This is a genomic window from Flavobacterium sp. MDT1-60 (genome assembly GCF_014844035.1).
Taxonomy (GTDB): domain Bacteria; phylum Bacteroidota; class Bacteroidia; order Flavobacteriales; family Flavobacteriaceae; genus Flavobacterium.
Genome location: NZ_CP062159.1, coordinates 2,773,511 through 2,796,452, shown reverse-complemented (window position 1 = coordinate 2,796,452; position 22,942 = coordinate 2,773,511). Strand labels below are relative to the sequence as shown.

14 protein-coding genes and 2 pseudogenes are annotated in these 22,942 nt (G+C 33.7%); 1 reads left to right on the top strand and 15 read right to left on the bottom strand.

Translation table 11 applies throughout. The annotated features are described in order from the left end of the window. Positions 1-524 precede the first annotated feature (524 nt). The 11 genes and pseudogenes from IHE43_RS11960 to IHE43_RS11915 form a co-directional block, all read right to left on the bottom strand. Positions 525-1,267, bottom strand: a pseudogene (locus IHE43_RS11960) (rhamnogalacturonan acetylesterase). Between the two features lie 175 nt (positions 1,268-1,442). Next, positions 1,443-2,792 carry a glycoside hydrolase family 28 protein gene (locus IHE43_RS11955; RefSeq protein ID WP_192184090.1) on the bottom strand — a complete coding sequence of 450 codons (1,350 nt, stop codon included), beginning with the start codon at positions 2,790-2,792 and terminating at the stop codon, positions 1,443-1,445. Positions 2,793-2,818: 26 nt separating this feature from the next. After that, positions 2,819-4,831: a pectate lyase gene (gene pelA, locus IHE43_RS11950; RefSeq protein ID WP_192184089.1), complete on the bottom strand. Its 2,013-nt coding sequence runs from the start codon at positions 4,829-4,831 to the stop codon at positions 2,819-2,821. A gap of 7 nt (positions 4,832-4,838) precedes the next feature. After that, entirely contained in the window at positions 4,839-6,437 is a 1,599-nt protein-coding gene (locus IHE43_RS11945) for a glycoside hydrolase 43 family protein (protein WP_192184088.1), read from the bottom strand. A gap of 86 nt (positions 6,438-6,523) precedes the next feature. Beyond that, positions 6,524-7,747 carry a glycoside hydrolase family 105 protein gene (locus IHE43_RS11940; RefSeq protein ID WP_192184087.1) on the bottom strand — a complete coding sequence of 408 codons (1,224 nt, stop codon included), beginning with the start codon at positions 7,745-7,747 and terminating at the stop codon, positions 6,524-6,526. Between the two features lie 21 nt (positions 7,748-7,768). After that, a complete protein-coding gene (locus IHE43_RS11935; RefSeq protein ID WP_192184086.1) occupies positions 7,769-8,995 on the bottom strand; it encodes a glycoside hydrolase family 105 protein in 1,227 nt (408 codons plus the stop codon). Between the two features lie 12 nt (positions 8,996-9,007). Further along, on the bottom strand, positions 9,008-9,943 hold the full coding sequence (locus IHE43_RS11930; RefSeq protein WP_192184085.1) for an alpha/beta hydrolase: 936 nt from the start codon (positions 9,941-9,943) through the stop codon (positions 9,008-9,010). Positions 9,944-10,039: 96 nt separating this feature from the next. Continuing rightward, entirely contained in the window at positions 10,040-10,951 is a 912-nt protein-coding gene (locus tag IHE43_RS23595; protein WP_225585499.1) for a RagB/SusD family nutrient uptake outer membrane protein, read from the bottom strand. A gap of 186 nt (positions 10,952-11,137) precedes the next feature. Then, a pseudogene (locus IHE43_RS23590) lies at positions 11,138-11,712 on the bottom strand (RagB/SusD family nutrient uptake outer membrane protein); the annotation flags it as partial. Positions 11,713-11,723: 11 nt separating this feature from the next. Then, positions 11,724-14,855 (bottom strand): TonB-dependent receptor, encoded by a 3,132-nt coding sequence (locus IHE43_RS11920; protein WP_192188126.1) that lies wholly within the window; start codon positions 14,853-14,855, stop codon positions 11,724-11,726. A 31-nt stretch (positions 14,856-14,886) separates the two neighbouring features. Then, complete coding sequence (locus IHE43_RS11915) at positions 14,887-16,326, bottom strand: glycoside hydrolase family 28 protein (RefSeq protein ID WP_192188125.1); 1,440 nt, start codon at positions 16,324-16,326, stop codon at positions 14,887-14,889. A 286-nt stretch (positions 16,327-16,612) separates the two neighbouring features. Here IHE43_RS11915 and IHE43_RS11910 point away from each other — a divergent pair, with 286 nt between their 5' ends. After that, positions 16,613-17,641 carry a LacI family DNA-binding transcriptional regulator gene (locus tag IHE43_RS11910; protein WP_192188124.1) on the top strand — a complete coding sequence of 343 codons (1,029 nt, stop codon included), beginning with the start codon at positions 16,613-16,615 and terminating at the stop codon, positions 17,639-17,641. 275 nt (positions 17,642-17,916) lie between these two features. On the opposite strand, the gene IHE43_RS11905 is transcribed toward IHE43_RS11910, so the two are convergent. The 4 genes from IHE43_RS11905 to IHE43_RS11890 form a co-directional block, all read right to left on the bottom strand. Then, entirely contained in the window at positions 17,917-19,533 is a 1,617-nt protein-coding gene (locus IHE43_RS11905) for a UxaA family hydrolase (RefSeq protein WP_192188123.1), read from the bottom strand. 29 nt (positions 19,534-19,562) lie between these two features. Beyond that, positions 19,563-21,005, bottom strand: a complete 1,443-nt coding sequence (locus tag IHE43_RS11900; RefSeq protein WP_192188122.1) for a tagaturonate reductase — start codon at positions 21,003-21,005, stop codon at positions 19,563-19,565. Positions 21,006-21,226: 221 nt separating this feature from the next. Continuing rightward, positions 21,227-21,895: a bifunctional 4-hydroxy-2-oxoglutarate aldolase/2-dehydro-3-deoxy-phosphogluconate aldolase gene (locus IHE43_RS11895; protein WP_074661805.1), complete on the bottom strand. Its 669-nt coding sequence runs from the start codon at positions 21,893-21,895 to the stop codon at positions 21,227-21,229. Positions 21,896-21,905: 10 nt separating this feature from the next. Continuing rightward, positions 21,906-22,928, bottom strand: a complete 1,023-nt coding sequence (locus IHE43_RS11890) for a sugar kinase (protein WP_192188121.1) — start codon at positions 22,926-22,928, stop codon at positions 21,906-21,908. Positions 22,929-22,942 lie beyond the last annotated feature (14 nt).

Sequence of the window (22,942 nt, the reverse complement as noted above, 5' to 3'; positions counted from 1 at the left end):
TTATTTTCTTAAGTGTTTATAATTCAAACATCTAAATTTGAAAGTGCAAAGTTCTCCTTAAATACCTTTTTCCTTTGCCACCATAAGTTTTTAAAGTTATAAATTAGGGTATTTGAAGTACAGCCCTATAATCCAATCAAATATGAAGGATCGTTTGGTAATAAAAACAATCAATTGAATTTATGACATTAATACAACTGTCTTTCTTATAAATAATGAATCCAATACGTTCTATTAAAAACAAAAAATGGGAGAACCTAAGCTCTCCCATTCTTGCGAAAAAAACATCAAAATATTTAAAAGGTTAAAATATTAAGACTAAAACAATAAACATTCTATCAAGATAAGGGTTCTTAATAAAGTGATACAAAATTGAGATATACAGAAAATTAAATTGACCTCTTTAAGTTATAATACTTACAGATTAGGGTATTATTTATTTCGATTGCTATTGTTCATAAAAAAAACTATAACATAGGGAACTCTAATGTTATAGTTTTAAAAATTGTAAGAATGTATAAAATCTATTTAATAGATTTCCTGAGTTTTTCTATGGTGGGGTCTTCTAAAATCTTAAGCTGATTCATAACAATTGTAGCAATCTTCGTTGCACCTAATAAAGACAGATGCGTATCATCAGCCTTATCTTTATCATAATAAGGATTTTCGCCTGCTTTGAAATGCAAATGCAGTTGTTTTGATTTTCTGGTCCATAAGATTGCTCCATTAATTCGGTATAATATTCTAAATCAATAAATGGCACTTTATATTCCTGGGCTACTAATCTCGTTTCTAAAGGATAATCACCATGTGTTGGTACTAATACTCCTTTTTCATTAAAATTTCGTCTGGCGATTGAGGTAAGCAATATTGGAGTTGCACCTTTAGCTCTTGTTTCTTTTACAAACCGAATTAAATTGTATCTGTAACTCGTATGTGGATTGGTATATCTGGTAGAATCTTCTATTTTTTCATCATTATGCCCAAACTCAATCAATACATAATCTCCTTTTTTTAGCTTTTTATATATCGAATCCCATCTTTTTTCATTTATAAAACTTTTGGTACTTCTTCCGTTTACGGCTTTATTTTCTACAATAATATTGTCTGTAAAAAAAGGCTGAAGTACTTGTGCCCATCCATGTTCAGGATTGCGGCCCGGGTCTTTTTTATTTGCCATGGTTGAATCACCAATGCAATAAACTGTTGTTTTTTGTGCAAAACAGGTTGTTGCAATTAGGAAGAAGAGTAGTATGTAATGTCTCATTTTTTAGACTTCTTAAATTGTTAGGTTTTAGATTGTTATTTTTGATAACCTTGTTGATTTACTTTGGCGATTTTCTTTTGTAATCCTTCCTTCGTCAGGCTGACAAAATTGCAAAAAAACATTTGCCCTGAAGCCTCGGGGTTACCTCTATGCCTCTTTGAACTTCCCAAAAAAATTATTTAGCAGCTGAAGGAACAGTCGCTCTTTTTCCAATAAAAACATCTGTCATTAGAACGTTTTCGGCATTTTCGTTTGATATCGCGTTTTTAGCTGACTTTATCTCAATAGTATTTAAGGAAATATTTTTGATTTTTTTGTCTGGAAATCCCTGAATTACAATTCCTGATTCTGATGCTTTATTACAGATAATATTTGAAAAATGGATATTTGAAATTTCTGATTGAAATCCTTTGCCTTCTCCATGATAATTCGCTGTCATATATAAACAATCTTCAACTTCATCTAACTGAATGTTTCTAACAAAAATATTTTTTATAAAACCACCGCGATCGGCATTCGTTTTTAAATAAATTCCCCTTTTTAAATAGCCAACTGTTTTGCAATTTTCTACATACACATTTTGGACTCCTGCCGACATTTCACTACCAATAACCACTCCATGGAGCCCTTTAAAATTACAATTTCTAATTACTATATTCTCACTTGGCGTTGCCGTATTTGCTCTTCCCTCATGATCTCTTCCTGCTTTGATTGCAACATTATCGTCGCCATTATCAAAAGTTACTTTTTCGATTAAAACATCTTTAGCATATTCGGGATCAATTCCATCATTATTATAATTTAATGATTTATAACTTATACCACGAACTGTGATATTTTGTGACTTCAGCAAATGCAGACACCAAAAAGGAGAGTTTTCTATGCGAATATTTTCTACCAAAATAGTTGCGCAATTAAAAAACTGAATCATTTGCGGGCGTAAAAAATAACCTTCACCAAATTTTCTGTCTTTTAAAGGAACGCTATTGTGATTCATATCTCGGCTTCTGTTTTTACCTGCTTCTTCTTTAGCCTTAAAGCCTTTCCATGTTTTACCTCCTTCTCCATCAATTGTTCCTTCACCTGTTATAGCAATATTAGAACAATCATATGCATATATTAATGGACTATAGTTGTACAACATTGTACCTTCCCAACTTGTTAAAACCATAGGCAGATAATCTTGTGGATTATCACTGAACTTGATTTTTGCACCTTTTTCAATCTTAAGATTTACATTGCTTACAAAATGTATTGGTCCGTTTATCTTGTAAATTCCTTTAGGAACTATAATAGTCCCGCCATTGTTCTTTTTACACAATGCCATTGCTTTGTCGAAAGCAGTTTTATTATTGGTTACGGAATCACCCTTAGCGCCTAATTTTGCAATATTTATTTGATAAGAAGGGAAAACCGGCAACTGGATCCTATTGACAATTGAGTCAACTTTTGCCGTTGGAAATTCGGTATTCTGAGCAAAAGAAAAGCAAGAAACCAATAAAAAAATGATACATTTAAAATTCATATTTTTTGTTTTTTTGAAGTCAAAATTTATTTAGAATACCACTTTGCATCTGAATCTTTAAGAATGTTTTCTATAGTATATTTGTCTGCTTCTGATTTTTTAAGCTGATGTGACCATGACACTCTTTTGGTGGGTTGAAAACCTTCGCCTTTACAATTGTATTCGGCATAAAAAGAGTTTTTTTCTGCATCAGATTTAGACCAATTTTCCCAACCTTCAGGTCTGATCTGTTTTCCCATATCACAATTTATGTAAACTGTTTTAGCATAAATTCTCCAGGGTCTTCCTAAATAAACTGTTGTAGCTTCAGTATTTGCTATTAGTTTGCAATTTTTAAAAACAAAACCAAATGTTATTCCTTCTGGTGTTGAAGCTGCTGTTATATAGGAACTTTTAATACTATTAATAATACAATTTTCGAATAAGGCAGTTGCGCTTCCAAAAATAAAATCAGTTGTACCTTCTATATAACAATCTTTGAAGTATTGTTTTGCTTCTTTTCCTGATAAGTATAAAGTATCCTGATTTCCTAAAATAGCACAGTTTGAAATCTTTGCGCGATCGGCCACCACTGACAATGCAATCCCTTGACCGTGATCTCCTGAAGTATTTTTAATAGTTAAATTTGATGCTGAAAAATCATCGCCTTCAACTAAAACTGTATAGGTATAAAAAGTACTATTTCTACCTAAATTGATTTTCTTGAAATTGTCATCAAAAGCTATAATCGTGTTTTCTTTACTTTCTCCAATCAGCGTTAAATGTGTGTTCCATTCCGGAATTCTAACTTTCTCATTATAGACTCCGTTTTTGATATTTATTACCACTTTTTCATATGGAAAAGCCGGTGATGCATATATCGCATCCTGAATTTTAGTAAAATCTCCGGAACCATCTTGCGCAACAGTTAAAACAACATTGTCATTTTTTTTTGCAGGAGTTTCTTTAGAACTAACTTTTACTCCATTTTTGATTGCCCAGGCAGGATATTTCTTTAATACTTCTTTTGGTGCATCAGAATACCAGGAATAGCCATTTCGCCTTTCAGAACCAATTTGATCTAAAGATTTTTTCCTGATTCCGTCACGGTCACAAAAGAAAGGTTCATTTGTTTCAAGATCCATAAATCTGGCCCAAATAGGATCAGCATTTTCTTTTGGAATCATTTTTTTATCAATGATTTTTCCGGCTTCATTTAAAACTCTTTTTTCTTCTAAATTGGTAATTTTTGTTTTTTCGAACCATGCCTGTGCACTTTTTACAGCTGTAATGATTTCCGGTGAAGGTTTTTCAATCGACATCAAAAGCAATACAATCTTTGCAGATTCAAATCCGCTTAAAGAAGCCAGTTCAAAAGCTCTTGCATTCGCCGGGGCTAAAGTAACTTCATCATGTTGTGCACACCACGCAGTTAAAGCTCCATTTTGTTTGTATTGCGTTTTTAGAATACAATCAATTCCTTTATCAAAAGCCTTCTTCGTTTTCTCAACTATTTCTTTAGAAGGTTTTATGCTGTAATAATCTGTTTCTTCTTTGATTTCTTTCAATATTATTAAGATGTTAACCATCGAATTATCATTGTAAGTGATGTGCGTATAATAGCCTTTTTTTAATGGGTAAAACTGTGGCCAGCCTCCATTAGCATATTGAGCTTCTAATAAATAATTTAAGCCTTTTAAAAAAGATTCTTTATAACGTTCATCTTTCACCTGAGCATACATTCTGGATATAAAAAGCATTTCCTGACTGGTTGCGCTATTATCAGTTGTTACTTCATGGTCATCATTTTTTAATGCAATCAGCTTTTGCTTTTCTGCTTCACTAAGCGAATTTTGCATTTGGATATTTTTTGGCCAGCCACCAATATTTCTTTGATATAACAACACGTTTTCTGCAATTGCTTTTGCCTCTACCGTACCAAACCACGCTGCATCATTTTTACGAATAATGTCCGGCCAGTTTTTATAACTGTTTTGAGCATTTACAGCAACACCCACAACAAATAAAAAAAGCAATATAATTTTTCTAAATTGAGTCATTTTCATCTTATTTAGTAATTCTAAACCAATCTACCGCAGCATTTCCTGAGTCATTTGTAACTTTTTCGCTCAAGGCAAAAAGCCCTACTTTCGCACCAATCCATTTTCCTTCTTTTGAAGTAAAATCAGTTCCAATTGGTTGGTATTTTTTATCATCTAAACTGTAATAAAAACTACAAATACCTCCTTTTTTAACCTGAACTCTAAGGTAAATTGTATTGTTTGAAATCAAAATTGGAGCTGTTTCTGTTTCAGAAATTTTCTTGTCAAAAGTTCCTGTTTTCTGGCTTAGATACAATTTTCCGTTATCATTTTTAAGACACAAATAACTATAGTCCAATCCCATGATCAAGAGCCCTGTTGATTCACCATTTAATCTGGTATTAAAAGTTAATTTAGTTGTCGTTGTAAATTCTTCAGCAGGAAATTTTTGCAATAATAAATTTGGAGCTTCGAAGATTTTGTTGCTTTCTTTGATTGTTGGTAAACAAAACAAATTCACATAGCCTAAACTTGTTGGAAATCCCCATTGTACCTGAGCATTTGCCTGCCATTGCCATTGCAATCCTAATTTTGGTTCATTAAATTCATCTGATTCTGCCGGAGTTTCAATTGGATATTTCTTACCAACGTTTGGCTTTTTGAAAGTCGTTACCGGTTCTCCAATTCCGTTTTTATCAAAATCCTGTCCCATTACAGGCCAATCCTTTTCCCATTTCATAGGCTGAAGATGAACAATTCGTCCGTATGCTCCTTTATCCTGAAAATGTATAAACCAGTCTTCGCCTGTTTGTGTTTGTACCCACGCTCCCTGATGCGGCCCATTTATAGTAGTTTTACCCTGCTCTAAAACTTTCTTTTTCTCATAAGGTCCAAAAACATTTTTAGATCTTAAAACGGTTTGCCAGCCTGTCGATACTCCACCAGCCGGAGCAAAAATATAATAGTAACTATTTCGTTTATAAAACTTTGGCCCTTCTATTGTGCCTTCACTTTCATGACCGTCTATCACCATCACTTCATCATTATTAGCAATAGTTCCTTCGGCATTCATTGTGCAAACCGTAATTAAACTTTTAATCTTTGCACGACTTCCTGCGTAAGCATGAACCAGATAAACTTTACCATCATCATCCCATAGCGGGCTAGGGTCTATCAATCCTGATCCGCCTTTTACTAAAATCGGTTCTGACCACGGTCCTTCCGCTTTTTTAGCTTTGATCATATAAATTCCAAAATCAGGATCCGGATAATAGATATAAAATTCATTATTATGAAAAGTTATACTCGGCGCCCAAACTCCATTACCATGCTGCACTTTATCAAAAGTTTCTGTTGGTATTTGTTTGGTTATTGCATATCCAATAATTTTCCAGTTGACCAAATCTTTAGAATGCAAAATGGGCAAACCCGGAATGCAGTTAAAAGAGGATGCGGTCATATAAAAATCATCACCTACTCTAACAGCGTCTGGATCTGAATAATCAGCATGAATTATTGGATTTGTATACGTTCCATCTCCATTATCAGACACCCAAACCTGGGCGTAATTCTTTTGTGCTGTGAACACTGATAATAAAAGAATAATGACTTTTATATTTTTCATTCTGTAATAATTAAAGGCTTTTTAATTAGACCTGATAGTTTTAAAAAACTCTCAGGTCTATTGTGAAATCAAAAAAATGATTCAAATTATCTGTTCAATTCTAAAGCTGCCAAAATAAAAGGACCAGTTGCTTTAGGATCGTTATCTTTTTTTCTTTCGTTTATGTAGTACTCATATGAACCATCTCTGTAAGGAGTTCCGCCTAAACCCGCTACCTGACAGCAATTTGTTAACGTGATACCACCATCTTCGTCTACCTTTTTAATTAAAACTTTAGTCAAACCATCGAAAGCTTTATTAGCCAGTTTTTTATATTTTGCAGGTAAATATCCTTTGTTTGCTCCTTTTGCAAAAGCATAAGCAAACATTGAAGATCCTGAAGCTTCTAAATAATTTCCTTTTTCTCCACCTTTATCTGTTACCTGGTACCATAAACCAGATTTATCCTGATATTTAGCTAAAGCTGCGCAAGCATTGTTTAAATACTTTACTAATTCTTTTTGTTTTGGATGCTCTTTTGGCATATAATCCAATACATCAACCAAGGCCATAACATACCATCCTAAAGCTCTTGACCAAAAGTTTGGTGAGTTTCCGGTTTGTTTATTTGCCCAAGGCATTTGTTTACTTTCATCCCAGGCGTGGTATAACAGTTCTGTTTTTGGATCTGTTGCATGTAGTTGAATTAACTCAAATTGTTTTGCGATATCGTCAAAACTTTTACCTTGTTCGAAAGTAAGTGTGTATTGTGCATAAAATGGTTCTCCCATATATAATCCATCCAGCCACATTTGGTTTGGATAAATTTGCTTATGCCAAAACCCACCACTTGCCGTTCTTGGCTGTTCTGATAATTGTTTGCGTACTAATTGCATTGCTTTTAAATATTTTTCTTCTTTAGAAGTTTGATAAACATCAAAAAGCAAGCGTCCAGGCACAACCAAATCGATATTGTATTTGTCAAATTCATACGTTTTAATAGAGCCGTCACCTTCTACAAATTGGTCTACATAACTTCTTACGTAGGCATTGTATCTAGGATCTGGATTTTTTTTGTATAATTCTTCGAATGAATGTAAAACTAAAGCATGTACATAATCCCATTTCGGTTTTTTAGAATCATCTATCATGTAACTTTCAGGATGACGTTTCATCAAAGTTAACGCCATTTTATCAGACCACTTTAGATCTTTAGAAATTACGATATCTTTACTTGCCGGCTCTTGCGAAATCACTTTACAGCTCGTAAAAGCCATAACACAAACTAATAAAGCCGATACAAAATAACCTTGTTTTCTCTTGTTCTTCATTTTAAATATATTTAAATTCTACTATTTTTCTAATTCTAATGCGGCTAAAATAAAAGGCCCTAATCCATGAGAGTTGTCTACTTTTATTTTTTCTTTTATATAATATTCATAAGAGCCGTCACGATAAGGATTACCGCCTAAACCTGCGCTTGCACACACTTGTGTAATATGTATTTCACCGTCAGGATCAACCGTAATTAACTTCTTTGTAATACCGTCAAAACCTTTTATGGCCAACTCTTTGTATTCTTTTGGCAAGTATCCTTTGTTTACTCCTTTTGCAAAAGCATAAACAAACATTTCTGAACCTGAAGCCTCCAGGTAATTTCCTTCTTTTGACCCCGAATCAGTAACCTGATACCATAATCCTGATGGATCCTGATATTTTGCAACAGCTACTGAAATTTCACTTAAAAACTGAATCAATTCTTTTCTCTTCGGATGGTCTTTTGGCATGTAATCTAATACATCAACCAAAGCCATCATATACCAGCCAATAGAGCGAGACCAAAAATTAGGTGAAGTTCCTGTTTCTTTGTTTGCCCACGGCATTTGTTTGCTTTCATCCCAGGCATGAAATAATAGACCTGTTTTTTTATCGATGGTATGCAAATGAATTTGCTCAAACTGTTTTGCGATATCATTGAAATCCTTTCCTTTATCAAATTCTAAGGTGTAATGAGCATAAAATGGTGTTCCCATATACAAGCCGTCCAGCCACATTTGGTACGGATATATTTTTTTATGCCAAAAACCACCGGAATTCGTTCTCGGATGCGTTTCTAATTGTTTTCTTAAAGTCTTTATTGCAGTCAGATAACGCTCATCTTTTGTTCTTTTATAAAGATCAAAAAGCATTTTTCCGGCATTGATGTTATCAATATTATAATCTTCAAGCTTATAATTCAGAATTTCGCCTGAAGTATTTACTACTGTTTCACCGTACTCTTTAATGTAATCACCGTAAACCGGATTGTTTGTTTTGTGATACAATTTTTCAAAAGAAGTCATTAACAATCCCAATTTATAATCCCACTTTGGCTTTTCGTTATTATCAATCTGCCAGGCTTTAGGATCACGTTTGATGATAGAAAGTGCCATTCTCTCTGACCATTTTAAATCTTTGGAAATAACGACCTCTTTTTTTTCAGGTTGCTGACCGATAACTTTAAAACAAAAAAATAACATCAAACAAATCGACATTACTGATCTGGAAAATAAGCTTGTTATTGTGATTTTTGTTTTCATTTTTTATGATAACTATTTAAAAATTTTATCTAAGAATTGGGTTGTACAAAGAACTGTCTCTGTAAACCATGGGTTGAAAAACCAAAAAGAATGAGGAGAATTCTGAATTGTTTTTACTTCATTATAAATTTTGTATTGATTTAAAATGGCAATCATATCATCTCTTCCGGCATGAAACCTGTCAAAACTACTGTTTATAAAAAGTATGGGAGGCGTGCTTTCATTCGTATGATTTAAGGCCGAAGCATTATTCCAGTTTTCAGGTTTTTCATCATAAGTTCCACCAAGCCAAAATGAAGCCATATCTCCTTCTGAAGATTCCGGGTGTTTAAATGCTAAAACGCCATCAATATCAATAATTGCCTGTACTTTTGAAGAAGATTTACTTTTAAATGATTTATCTTCAAAATCTAAAATTTCATTTGTTGTGCCAATCAAAGCTGCCATTTGTCCTCCTGAAGAGCAACCTAAAACGGCAATTTTGTTTGGATCTACATTGAATTTTATGGCATTATCTTTTATAAATTTTATTGCATTTTTTACATCATAAATTCCTTCCGGATATTTTGCTTCTAATGATAATCTGTATTCAATTGCAAAACAAGAATAGCCTTTTGAAGCAATTTCTCTGGCCATGTCGTGCATTTGGTTTTTATTTCCTGATCTCCAGCCACCACCGTGAATCATGATTACAGCAGGGTTCTGTTTTTGTTTAGTATTGAAAAGAGCATCAAAATGCAATGCTCTATTTTTATCTTCCTGATAAATAACCTCTTTAATTTCAGTAACTGCAGTATTATTTTGCTTCTGTGGAATCGTTATAAAAGGATATTTTTTGATTAATTTATTGTAAGTACTCTTTATAGTATAAGAAGTATCGATACTATAATTGCTCTGGGCAAGAATAGTATTTGAGATTAACAACATTATAAAAAGTATCTTTTTCATCTTAAAAAAAATTTAGTTAAGAGAGGAGTTCGGGCAATTTGCCAAACTCCTTCTTAACTTCTTCAAAAAACAATTTCTCAAAAAATCATCAAATTACTAATAACCAGGATTCTGAGGAAAATCTTTATTTTGATTTAAATCTAACACACTCTGTGGAATTGGTCTTAAAATTTTAAGCTTGCCATCAACACCCACAAAATTAGCAGCTTTAATTTTATAATTATGTGTAGAAGCTCTTGCAACTAGCGTACCAGTGCGTTTCAAATCGAACCAACGTTTGTATTCTCCAAGCAATTCTCTTCCTCTTTCATCTAATATATAATCAATATTAAATTGTGCAAGAGTTGCATTTGCCACGCCAGCTCTTCTTCTTACTTCATTTAAACGATCTAAACCTGTTGAAGGAACTCCCGCTTTTAAATAAGCCTCGGCAGCTATTAAATACGTTTCTCCAAGTCTTGAAACAATTATATCTCTTGTACTTACAGGACCTGTACTTGATGGAGTTGTTGGATCCGGATCATCAAATTTCTTAACCGGAATAGTATAACAATCCAAATTTTTAATTAAAGTATATGCCGCTGAATATTCTCCATAAGGATGATATACAAAAGTAGCTGATTTTCTTGATGCATTAGCTGTTTCCCATGCTAGTCTGTCTGCAGCTGTAAACCATTTTGGTGCATAAAAGTGTCTTACTTTTAAAGAAGCAGGATTTGTGCTTCTGTAATATGGATAATACAAAATATTTTTTGTTACTCCGTTTGTCGTTTCAGGTCCTTCAAGGATTTCTGTCATGAATGTAGCTTCCCATCTTTTATCTCCTTTTTCATATAATCCTAAAGCATAATCTGTTGGACATAAATTATAGCTTCTTAATGGAGCTCCAGTCTCTGCACCTCCTAAATAAGAACTGAAATAGTAAAACTGATTGTTTCCTAATTTTGTTGGATCAGTACTTGTTGAAGCTTTATCGTATTGTACAGAGAAAATAGTTTCTGCATTCAAATCATTTCCTGGTTTGAATAATTGGTCAAAAGCTACATTTAAGGCTTGTCCTGCAATTGCTGCATCTGCATAAGCAGCCGCTTTTGTAAAATCAGCAGCAGTACCGAAAGTTTCATAACCTTTTGTCAAATAAACTTTTGCCAATAAATCATTTACGGCTCTTTTGTTTACTCTTCCAGTTGTGCTGTAAACTCCAGTACCAACACTTGCAAGTGAGGCATCTAAATCAGTAATAATCTGAGCATATACTTCTTCAGCCGTGTTTCTTTTAAAGGATAAAACCGGAGTAGTAATATTATCCAAAACAATCGGCACACCTCCATAAGTCTGAACCAATAAAAATAAGCGTTGGCTCTTAAAAATTTTGCTTCACCAACAAGCGTATTTAAATTTGATGTTTGCTCTGTTATCGTTGAGTAATACACTGTTTTGTTTACAGACTGAATTAACTGATAACAGGAATTATACAACTCATCAACATTTGAAGATGACGGAATTAACTGTGTGTATTGACTTAAACCAGCCGGTTCAGGAGTTCTTCCTTCGGCATACATATCTGTACCAGATTCAAACAACCATGGATTTCCTCCATAAATTCCTTTAAGCCATGCATAATTAGTGTTTACTAATAATTGAAATCCTGATGCTGTTTTATATGTTGCATCAGCAGGAACATTAGAAAGACTTTCTTCTTCAATATAATCATTACATGAACTAAAAATGGTAACGATTAATCCTAAAATTAATATTATTTTTTTCATTTTATATCTTATTAAAATTTAACACTTAGTCCCAATTGCGTAGTCACAGATGCCGGACGGTTTACACCAAAAGCTGAACCAGCCCACTCCGGATCGTATCCATCAAATTTTGTAAATACGAATGGGTCTAAAACATTTACATAAATTCTTAAATTACTCATTTTAATTCTTTTAAGCAATTCTGAATTGAAAGTGTATCCTAGAGATATATTTTTAATTTTCACATAAGATGCGTCTCTGTAATAAGCAAATAGAGAAGTCCAATAAGCTCCTGCTCCAGTTGCAACTGGTCCCGGACGTGGATTTGTCCCATTTGCATTAGCCTCAATACCTGCCCCATTTGTTGGAATAAAATAATCCATTGCAATTTTTTGGCGACCTCTGTCACTTACATCAGCAAAATTCTGGTGAAAAGTACTTAATACAGTCTGACCCTGACTTGTCAATACAGAGAAATTGAAATCGAACTGACCCACATTCAATTTAGAATAAAAACTTCCTTGCCATTCCGGGTTCGGATTACCAATTACCGTTCTGTCATTCTGATTAAATTTGCCATCACCATTTAAATCTTTTGGTCTTGCCTGTCCGGGAGCCATTCCGTAAGTAGCTGCCTGAGCTGCTTCGCTTTCCTGCCAAACACCATCATAAACATAATTATAATTAGGGTTTAATGGAGAACCAAGAATTAATGTGTTTCCGATATCACTTACTTTATCCTGATTGTAAATTGATTCTAGTGTATTAACATTTTTAGTAAATGTAAATGTAGTTTCCCAGCTTACGTTCTTAGATTTAATGTTTTTTGTAGTCAATAAAACCTCAATACCTTTGTTACTTACTGAACCAACGTTTGCATAAGTATTTTTCCAGCCTGATTCAGAAGGTAATTGTTGTTTGTAAATCAAATCATCTGATAATCTGTCATAAACATCGATTGTACCTGTAATTCTGTTGTTTAAAAATCCATAATCAAGACCTAAGTTGAACTCTCTTGTTTTCTCCCAGCTTAAAAGTGGATTTGCCAAAGTTTCAGATTGCCATCCAGGAACGACATTAGAACCATTAGCATAAAAGGTTTGTTGGTTTAATAATGCTTGTGAAGTATAAGGAGCAACGTTATCATTTCCTGTATAACCAACACTCGCTCTCAATTTCAAATCTGAAATAGTAGAATTACCAGCTAAAAATGATTCTTTACTTATTTTCCAGCCTAAAGCCAAAGATGGAAAACTTTCCCATTTTGCACCTTCTGCCAATACAGATGAACCATCCCATCTATTAGATGCCGTTAATAAATATTTATCTTTAAAACTATAATTCAAACGCAATGCATACGAGTTAAGCGTGTTTTTTGTATATGCTGATTTCACAACATAACTTGTCTGAACTCCTGAACCAATATTATTTATATCAGTATCAAAAGGTTGTGTATTCGAATATAAGTAAGAACTTTCATCAACATTTGAGTACAAACTTTGCAATAATAAAACACTAAAATCATGTACTTCATTAAAAGTATGTTTCAAATCTATCTGATTATCCCAAGTGTAATTAAAGTTCTCTAAATTTTCAATTGACGATGAATTTTTACCGTTTAATGTTACACCGGCATTCGATTGCGCCCCATAAGCAGCTCCTCTTTTTGTATTGTTAATTCCGGCAGCAAAAGTTGTTTTAAAAGACAACCACTTAATAGGTTGGTATTGAAAATAAACATTTCCAACCGTTTGCCATGTTTTTTCAGTTTGAGAAGAATTTGCAATCTCCACCAATGGGTTAACCGCACTTGTTTTATTGATTGCCCATGAACCATCAGGGTAAGTTAATTTTCCAGGAAGAAAAAAGTTTGTACCAACTAACTCATTTCCGGCTGCATCAATAGCCCATGGCGACATAAGCGGACTTAATCTAAAAGCGTCCTGCATAGCCAGATCACTACCTAATTGTGTGTCAAGACGAGCAACAGTAACATTTGCTCCTGTAGAGAATTTGTCGTTTATTTTATGATTTAAACCTAATTTAAATGAGTATTTGTCTGTTGAATCATTATCAATAAGACCTTCATCGCTTTGGATACCAAAACCTAAATTATAGCTTAATCCAGAATCAGAACGTCCCGAAACATTCAAATAATTATTTTGAGTCATACCCGGTTTAAGTACAGCATCATACCAATCAAAATTATAACCAGCTTTTGCTCTTGAAACTAATAGCGGACTTTGATTTCCGGCCAATGCAGCCAATTGTGCAGGAGTTTGAGTTAAAGGAGTAGCACTCATATAAGCTACCTGATGAAATTTCCACCATTCTTCGCCGCTCATCATCTCTGGCAATCTTGCCGCAGTTTTAGTTCCGTACGAAGTATCAAAAGTAACATTCATTCCTGCTTTAGCACTTGTACCACTTTTAGTTGTTACGATGATTACCCCATTTGAACCTCTTGATCCATAAATTGCAGCAGAAGAAGCATCTTTTAAGACATCCATTCTGGCAATATCCTGTGGATTCAAAAAATCAATTCCGTCCATTGGCACACCATCTACTACATATAAAGGAGATGAACCTACCATTTTTGGGTTACTTGAATCGGCTACTAATGAGTTATTTCCTCTAATCACCACTTTAAATCCGTCACCGGCACGTCCTGAACTAGATGAAATCTGTACCCCAGGAGTACTTCCCTGAATAGCTTCTAATGCATTTATGGTATTTCTTTCTGTGATTGTTGCAGCACTGATCGTACTTACAGAACCTGTAAGATCTGTTTTCTTTACAGATCCATATCCTACTACAACAACTTCTGTAAGTGCATTTGATTGCTCTGCAAGGCTAACATTTACTTTAGATTTTCCTGCTACACTAACTTCTTGTGTCTGAAAACCTAAATATGAAATTACTAAGATTGCTTTAGAGCTTGATACGTTTAATTTAAAACTTCCTTCAAAATCTGTTGAAGTTCCGTTTTTTGTCCCTTTTTCAAGAATGTTCACACCCGGCAAAGATAATCCGGCAGCATCTGTAATTTTTCCTTCTACTACACTCGACTGAGCGTTTATTGCATTACTGCAAAGGAGATTTAAGAAAAATAAAAATACAAGATTGTATTTTATTTTTTTCTTTAAGAATGTTTTAATTTTCATAAGTTTTGGTTATTGGTTAAAGTGATTGTTATTAATTTTTAAATGGTTCTACTTTTTTTTCATTGATATAAGTGTCAATGAAATTTATATTTTTTACATTTTTTAACTTATAAAGGGAATCTACTTTATGAATTACCACATTCTTCAATGTGATATTTTCCACGGGAGATTCTTTATAGCCTTCAGCCCAAACGCTATATTTTCCTCCGTTTTTTACATTTATATTTTCCAGATATATGTTTCTTATTACAGGTATAAAATTCCCTGTTTGTGATCCGTATACATTATAAAACATGTTCAATTTTAAAACACATTCCTTTACTGTTCCTACTTCAATATTGCGAACAAAAATATCTTCTATAACTCCTCCTCTTTTTGAATTTGTTTTAATACGAATTACCCTGTCCAGATTTGGGCTGTCCATTACACAATTTTCTACAAAGACGTTATTTACACCCGCAGAAATTTCACTGCCAATAACTACACCTCCGTGCCCGTCTATCATTTTACAATTCTGAACAATGATATTTTTACTTGGTATTGCCACTCTCCTGCCATCAGCATCCCTTCCTGCTTTAATAGCAATACAGTCATCACCGGTATTAAAAGTGCAGTTTTTAATAATTATGTTTTGAGAATATTCAGGATCACAACCATCGTTATTAGGTCCATGACTGTTTACTGTAACTCCGTCAATAATTATATTATTCGATTTTAAAGGATGTAAAATCCAAAATGGAGCATTTATTATGGTTACGTCTTTAACAAGGATTGTATTGCACTCGAAGAATTCAATAAAATTCGGGCGCAGATAGCGTCCATCACCAAAAACTCGTTCTGAAACCGGTATACCTTTTTCGGCCATATCAACCAAAACTTCTCTGTTTGTCGGATCGTTTTGTGACGGAATTCCTTTTTGCCATCCATAACTTTTACCTCCAGACCAAATCCACCAGTTTGTGCTATTGGCCTGACCATTTAAAGTGCCTTTTCCGGTTATAGCAACATTGGTTTTATTTTTAGCATATATAAGAGGTGAATAATTCATTACTTCTGTTCCTTCCCATGAGGTGTGAACGATTGGATAATCTTTTGGATTTATACTAAAAAGAATTTCAGCTCTATCTTCTAAATGTAGATTTACATTGCTTTCTAAATGTATTGCACCAGTCAGAAATTTTCCATTTGGAACAATTACTTTTCCGCCTCCATTTTCTGAGCAAGCTTTAATAGCCTTTTCAAAAGCTGTAGTATTCATTGTTTTTCCATCGGCTACAGCCCCAAAATCATTTATGTTGTATTCCTTATCCAAAAAGTGAGTTTCAGGAATACTTTTTACGATTAAATCCATTTTATTCCATGGATTAGTTTCAGAAACAGCAGAAACTTGTTTACCACAAGATAAGATCAGCGTAGTTACAACACTAAAAATCACAATTGATTTTAACATTAAAGCCTTATTTGTAATCATTTACGTTGGGTTTAGTATTTTTTGAAATAAAAATCAATAAATATGTAATCGATTACACGAAAATAGAAAAATACATCGGATGCACCAAATTAATTTAGAAAAAATTTATATATTTAATTTTTATTAGTAATTTTATTTACACTTTGTGCAAAAAAAGATATAATTTATTATCATTGTAGAATCTAAAACGATATAAATATAAATTATGGTAATCGATAACATTATATATTGGATTATATAAAAAAAATGTATTTTTGTCTATAAATTAATCAAAAACTATTTTTGAATGAGCGAAAAAATAACCATCTATGATATTGCCAAGAAATTAAATATCACCGCAGCTACTGTTTCCAGGGCATTGAACAACAATCCCAAGATAAAAGAGAGCACGCGTGACCTGGTAATTAAAACCGCTGCTTCAATGAACTACAAGCAAAACAAACTTGCTTTAGCATTAAAAAGTGGTCGAAGTAATAATATAGGTGTTATTGTTCCTCGTATTGACAGTAATTTTTTCGCTTCGGTAATCCGCGGTATTGAAGAAGAGCTACAGCCTCATGGTTATCAGGTAATTATATGCCAGACTCACGAAGATCTTAAACGAGAAAGCGAAAATTTATATACTTTAATAGATGCTCAGGTAGACGGCATACTTATGTCTGTTACCGCTGTAAGCACTGAGAATGATGCTGCTTTTCGGAATGTTTTAGAAAAAAATGTTCCGCTTATCTTTTTTGACCGTAGTAAACATATTGATGGCGTAAGTTCTGTAACAATCAATGACTTTAAAGGCGGTTATATTGCCACAAAACACTTAATAAGTGAGGGTTGCAAATCTATTGCCCATTTATCAGGAGATCAATCTCTTGAAATTTTCAAAAACAGATTTTTAGGCTATAAGCAAGCTTTATTAGATAGCGGAATGACATTTAAAGAAGAATATGTTGTCCCGGTTAGAAGTAGTGTTGAAGCCGGAAAAGATGCCGTTGATATTTTATTACAGCTTGAAACCCCACCTGATGCTATATTTTCTTCGAGTGATTTTGCTGCGTTAGGAGCTATTCAGGAATTAAAAGAAAGAAACATCAGTATTCCAAAAGAATTTTGCGTGGCTGGCTTTAGTAATGAGCCTTTTACCAAATTCATGGAATTATCAATTACTTCTGTAGATCAGTCTCCGCTTGAAATGGGAAAAATGTCGGCACGCGTTTTCCTTGAACAGGTAGACAAAACAGACACTATTAAAATCGAAAAAAAGGTGGTTCTTGCACCAGAATTACACATTCGCAAGTCATCGTCCAGAACAACATCTTAATTTCTTTTATTTTCCACCATATAAGTAAATAAGTTCATTTTACTTTATCTATATTTCCATATCGCAGCTTATAAATTTCACCATATAGGTCATATACTTTTTTTTGACTAAACTAAAAGGTAGCTCTTAAATGAGCTGCCTTTTTTACTAAGTAAAGTATATAATATGAACTTATATGGTAAAAAGAAAAAGCAGCCCTTAAATGAGCTGCCATTTTCATTAAACTATAGTATATAAATTAAATGAAACTTATATTACTTATATGGTGAAACATTTTATAAAGAAACTCCTCTTTTCCAAGGAATAAAATCGTTTTGATTTAAAATTGCAGCTTTCGTTTTGATAGTTCCACTTGCAACATCAATAATAAATTCAAGCATTTCATCAGCCATTTCGTCGATTGATTTTTCTCCGGTGATAATTCCACCAGTGTCAATATCGATAATATCTGACATCTTTTTAGCTAATTCTGTGTTAGATGAAATCTTTACTACCGGCGCAATTGGATTTCCTGTTGGAGTTCCTAAACCTGTTGTAAACAATACCATATTGGCACCCGAACCTACCATCGCAGTTGTACATTCAACGTCATTTCCTGGCGTACATAACAATGTAAAGCCTGCTTCATTAATATATTCTCCATAATCGTAAACACCTACAATTGGTGAAGTTCCTCCTTTTTTAGCAGCACCAGCCGATTTCATTGCATCAGTAATCAAACCGTCTTTAATGTTACCCGGAGATGGATTCATATCAAATCCTGAACCTGCATCAACAACTGTTTTTTCGTACCATTGCATTAAGTCTAAGAAACGTTTTCCATCCTTATCATCTACACAACGGTTTACCAATTCCTGTTCTACTCCACATAATTCAGGAAATTCAGAAAGAATTGTAGTTCCTCCTAAAGCAACTAAATGATCAGATAAAACTCCTAATGTTGGATTAGCTGAAATTCCGGAGAACCCGTCAGAACCACCACACTCTAAACCAATTCTTAATTTAGATAAAGGAGCTGGTTCTCTTTTTATTTCGTTTGCCTTTTTAATCGCTTCAAAAGTATCTTTTACAACACTGCTCAACATGGTCTCAATTGTTCCGATTTGTTGTTGGTCGTAGATTAAAACAGGCTTTTTACTGTTTGGATTAATAGCATCCAATGCATCTTTGAAGATCTGAATTTGAAGATTCTGACATCCTAAACTCAAAACGGTAGCTCCTGCAACGTTTGGATTGTTTACATAACCAGCTAACAACTTAGCCAAACTATGCGAATCCTGACGAATTCCGCCACATCCACCCTGGTGTGTAATAAATTTTACTTCAATATTATTGAATAAATTAGCATCGTTAGAAGCTGCTTCGTTTCCAGTACCACCCGTTTCTGTTTTTACCAAAGAACGCAATAACAATTGGTAATCGTTTTCCTTTGGTTTTAATAATTCTTTCTCAAAGATATCTTTTAAGATTTCGATATTTCTGTTTTCACAAAAAACCAATGGAAAAAACAACCAAACATTTTCAGTTCCTACTTGCCCGTCTTCTCTATGATAGCCCTGCCACGTTCTGTCTTTCCATTTATCAATATTTGGAGAGTTCCAGCCGATAGTTTCAGTTTTACCCGTTACTTTATCACTTTCGTGTTTTACGTTTGCAGTAGAAAGCAATCCTCCTTTTTCGATTCTGGCACTTGCTTTACCCACCAAAACACCATACATAATAATACGATCTCCTACATTGAAGGGAACCATCGCAATTTTATGTTTCATTTTCACATCAGATTCGACAGTGATATCTTGTCCTTCAAAGTTGATTACTTCGCCGGCAACCAGATTAACCAATGCAACAGCAACGTTATCTGAAGGGTTTACTTTTATTAATTTTTTTTGCATGATCGTAATTTTTAAAAAGTGTAATCTAATTAATATTGTTTGCTGAAATTAGCAAATCCTTTTTCTATTCCGTTTTCTTCAATTTCATTTAAGGCCAATACTAAAGCTTCTGATAAGCCTTGCACTTTGGTTAAATCTTCACCCCAGAATTCAGCATTAGCTAATACCTTAGCTACAACTAAATCTGCAGATCCTAATTGCCAGGCGTTTTTAAATGCTTCAACTATCTCTGGAGAATCTTTTACAGGTAATGCTTCGTTATTCCATGTTCCTTTGTAGAACTGAATTAAACTCGCTAATGAAAAAGTCAAATTAACAGGCAATTTTTTGTTAGCATTATAATATCCTAATAAACTAGGTAAAACTCTTACTTTGAATTTTGATATAGAATTTAATGCAATATCAGCAAGTGCATGTTTGATAAATGGATTTTTAAATCGGTCCATTACCTCTTCAGAATAGGCCGTAATTTCATTTTTGTCCATATCAAGAGTTTCACTAATTTCACTAATAACACTGTTTACGAATTTTCCGGTAAAATCTCCGTTAACAGTTTCCATTACTAATTTGTTACCGTACAAAAGTGAAAAAGGAACCATTGCCGTGTGTGCACCGTTTAGAATACGAACTTTAATCATTTTAAAAGGACGTATATCATCAACGATTTTTACATTCAAATCCGTTTTATGAAAAGGCAATTTTGCTTTTAAAGCATCGCCACCTTCAATAGCCCAAAGGAAGAAAGGTTCAGCAGCAACAATTAAATTGTCCTGGTAATCTAATTTATTATTGTATTCTTCAATTTCAGCTCTTGGATATCCAGGAACAATTCTGTCAACCAAAGTACTGTGATACGTACAAGCATCTGATACCCAAATTTTAAAGGCATCCTCTAGCTTCCATGTATCGCAATATTGCAAAATATATTTTTTTAGCGTCTCTGAGTTATAATCAATCAATTCACAAGGAATGATAGTTAATCCTTTAGAAGCATCTCCATTAAAATGTTTGAATCTTTCATATAATAAAACAGTCAACTTTGCAGGAAATGAAACTGGCGGTTGCATATCCGGCGTATCACTTTCAATGAATTCAATTCCAGCTTCAGTGGTATTTGAAACAATAAATTGAAGTTCTTCTTCTTTCGCTAAAGCTAAATAATCGGCAAATTCAGTATATGGATTTATAGCTTTTACAATGTTAGTAATCAACTCAATATCTTGTATTTTTTCGCCTTTTTTAATTCCGTTCATAAACAAGGTATAAAGACCATCCTGATCATTAATCAGGTGTACCATACCGTCTTTCAAAGGTTGAACTATTGCAATACCGGCATTAAAATCAACTTCTTTATTTAGTTTGTGAAAAGCGTAATCAACAAAAGCTCTTAAGAAATTCCCTTCTCCAAACTGAACTACTTTAATTGGCTGTAATTTTTCTAATCCTGTATTTTTTCTATTTAACTGTTTCATTTTAATTCATTAAAGTGTTATAAATAACCACGATAAATACCTTATTGCTTTATAAGAAGTCCTTTTTAATTGTAAAAGAAACATTACACTTGTAAGAGTAAAATACAATTTGCTGTGAGGAGTGACAAATTATATTTAGCAAGCGTAATGCTCAATTACAAAACGTTAAAATCTAAAAAAAACTGCAATCTAAATAAGGAATCGGTATGATTACTCCTTATTTATTTTCTAATATTTTTGATGATATCCAAAACCTGACTTACTTTATTTTTCAAGCCGTCAAAGTCATTTTTATCTAATATGTCTTTCGAAATTAATTGAGATCCAAGACCCACACAAGTTGCTCCTGCGTTCAGCCATGAAGACAAACTTTCTACTGTTGGGTAAACACCTCCGGTAGGCATAATATTCGTCCATGGACATGGCCCTTTTATGGCTTTTATAAACTCAGGTCCGTAAATATCAGCAGGGAATAATTTCACAATTTCGCAACCTAATTCTTCTGCTCTTGCAATTTCAGAAAGCGTTCCGCAACCTGGCGACCACAATACTTTACGACGGTTACAGGCAATTGCAATATCTTCTCTAAAAACCGGTGTTACAATAAAATTAGCACCCAAACTCATATATAAAGAAGCTGAAGCGGCATCAGTAATCGAACCAACTCCTAACATCATCCCCGGCAATTCTGCCAAAGCATATTTGTTTAAAGCTCCAAAAACTTCATGAGCAAAATCTCCTCTGCTGGTAAACTCCATTAGTCGAGAACCACCATCATAACAGGCTTTTAAAACTTTCTTGCTTATTTCTATATCTGAATGAAAAAACAAGGGTACCATCCCGTTATCTTTCATTTGCTGTGCTACTTCAATTCTTGAATATTTTGCCATTTTTTATATTTTATCTTGATACTAATCCCGCTGAATCACCACCAAGCATATTTTCAACTTCTTTTAAGGTCACTAAATTATAATCTCCTGCAATTGTATGTTTTAAACAACAAGCTGCCACTGCAAAATCTAACGCTTTTTGATTATCATTTTTATATTGTGACAATCCGTAAATCAATCCTCCCATAAAGGCATCTCCACTTCCTACTCTGTCTACAACAGGGGTTACTTCTTTTACAGCAGCGTGATAAATTGCTTTTCCGTCAAACAAAACACCACCGATTCTTTGGTGTGAAGCACTTACAGAATAACGTAAAGTTGTTGCTACAGTTTTTAAATTCGGAATCAAATCAAACAACTTCGTGTATAAAACAGGAAGCGATTTTTCATCCTGATAATTTGGATTCACTTTCGGAATTCCCAACATGAAATAGGCTGTGTCGATGTCTCCTAAAATAACGTTGCTATATTGCAGCATTTCCGGCATAACCTCACTTGGAGTTTTACCATACTGCCATAATTTTGATCTGTAATTCAAATCACAAGAAATAGTAATGCCCATTTTGTGTGCCACTTTAATAGCTTCTAAACAGGCTTCAGCAGCACTTTCAGAAATCGCTGGTGTGATACCACTCCAGTGAAACCAATCAGCACCTTCCAAAACTTTTTCCCAGTCAATAAGTCCTTTTTCAATAGTTGCCATCGAGCTATGCGCGCGGTCATATACTACATTACTTCCTCTTGTTCCGGCACCGGTTTCAAGAAAATAGATTCCTAAACGCTCTCCTCCAAAAATTATATTTTTAGATTCTACGTTCATTTTTCGCATTTCTTTCAACGCAGATCCACCTATTTCGTTCTCAGGCAATCTTGTTATAAACTCTGCATTTAAGCCATAATTTGCCAAAGACACACAAACATTAAACTCACCACCTCCGTAAGAAGCGCCAAATGCCGTAGATTGTGAAAAACGCAGGTGTCGTTCTGTAGAAAGACGTAACATAATTTCACCGAATGCAACTATTTTACTCATTTTTTACTTTTTTA

Excerpts from the sequence above, each read along its gene's own strand:
- IHE43_RS11955 (WP_192184090.1), bottom strand. The coding sequence starts at position 2,792 with ATGAATTTTAAATGTATCATTTTTTTATTGGTTTCTTGCTTTTCTTTT.
- IHE43_RS11940 (WP_192184087.1), bottom strand. The coding sequence starts at position 7,747 with ATGAAGAACAAGAGAAAACAAGGTTATTTTGTATCGGCTTTATTAGTT.
- IHE43_RS11935 (WP_192184086.1), bottom strand. The coding sequence starts at position 8,995 with ATGAAAACAAAAATCACAATAACAAGCTTATTTTCCAGATCAGTAATG.
- IHE43_RS11900 (WP_192188122.1), bottom strand. The coding sequence starts at position 21,005 with ATGAAACAGTTAAATAGAAAAAATACAGGATTAGAAAAATTACAGCCA.
- IHE43_RS11905 (WP_192188123.1), bottom strand. The coding sequence starts at position 19,533 with ATGCAAAAAAAATTAATAAAAGTAAACCCTTCAGATAACGTTGCTGTT.
- IHE43_RS11910 (WP_192188124.1), top strand. The coding sequence starts at position 16,613 with ATGAGCGAAAAAATAACCATCTATGATATTGCCAAGAAATTAAATATC.
- IHE43_RS11895 (WP_074661805.1), bottom strand. The coding sequence starts at position 21,895 with ATGGCAAAATATTCAAGAATTGAAGTAGCACAGCAAATGAAAGATAAC.
- IHE43_RS11920 (WP_192188126.1), bottom strand. The coding sequence starts at position 14,855 with ATGAAAATTAAAACATTCTTAAAGAAAAAAATAAAATACAATCTTGTA.
- IHE43_RS11930 (WP_192184085.1), bottom strand. The coding sequence starts at position 9,943 with ATGAAAAAGATACTTTTTATAATGTTGTTAATCTCAAATACTATTCTT.
- pelA (WP_192184089.1), bottom strand. The coding sequence starts at position 4,831 with ATGACTCAATTTAGAAAAATTATATTGCTTTTTTTATTTGTTGTGGGT.
- IHE43_RS11890 (WP_192188121.1), bottom strand. The coding sequence starts at position 22,928 with ATGAGTAAAATAGTTGCATTCGGTGAAATTATGTTACGTCTTTCTACA.
- IHE43_RS11945 (WP_192184088.1), bottom strand. The coding sequence starts at position 6,437 with ATGAAAAATATAAAAGTCATTATTCTTTTATTATCAGTGTTCACAGCA.
- IHE43_RS11915 (WP_192188125.1), bottom strand. The coding sequence starts at position 16,326 with ATGATTACAAATAAGGCTTTAATGTTAAAATCAATTGTGATTTTTAGT.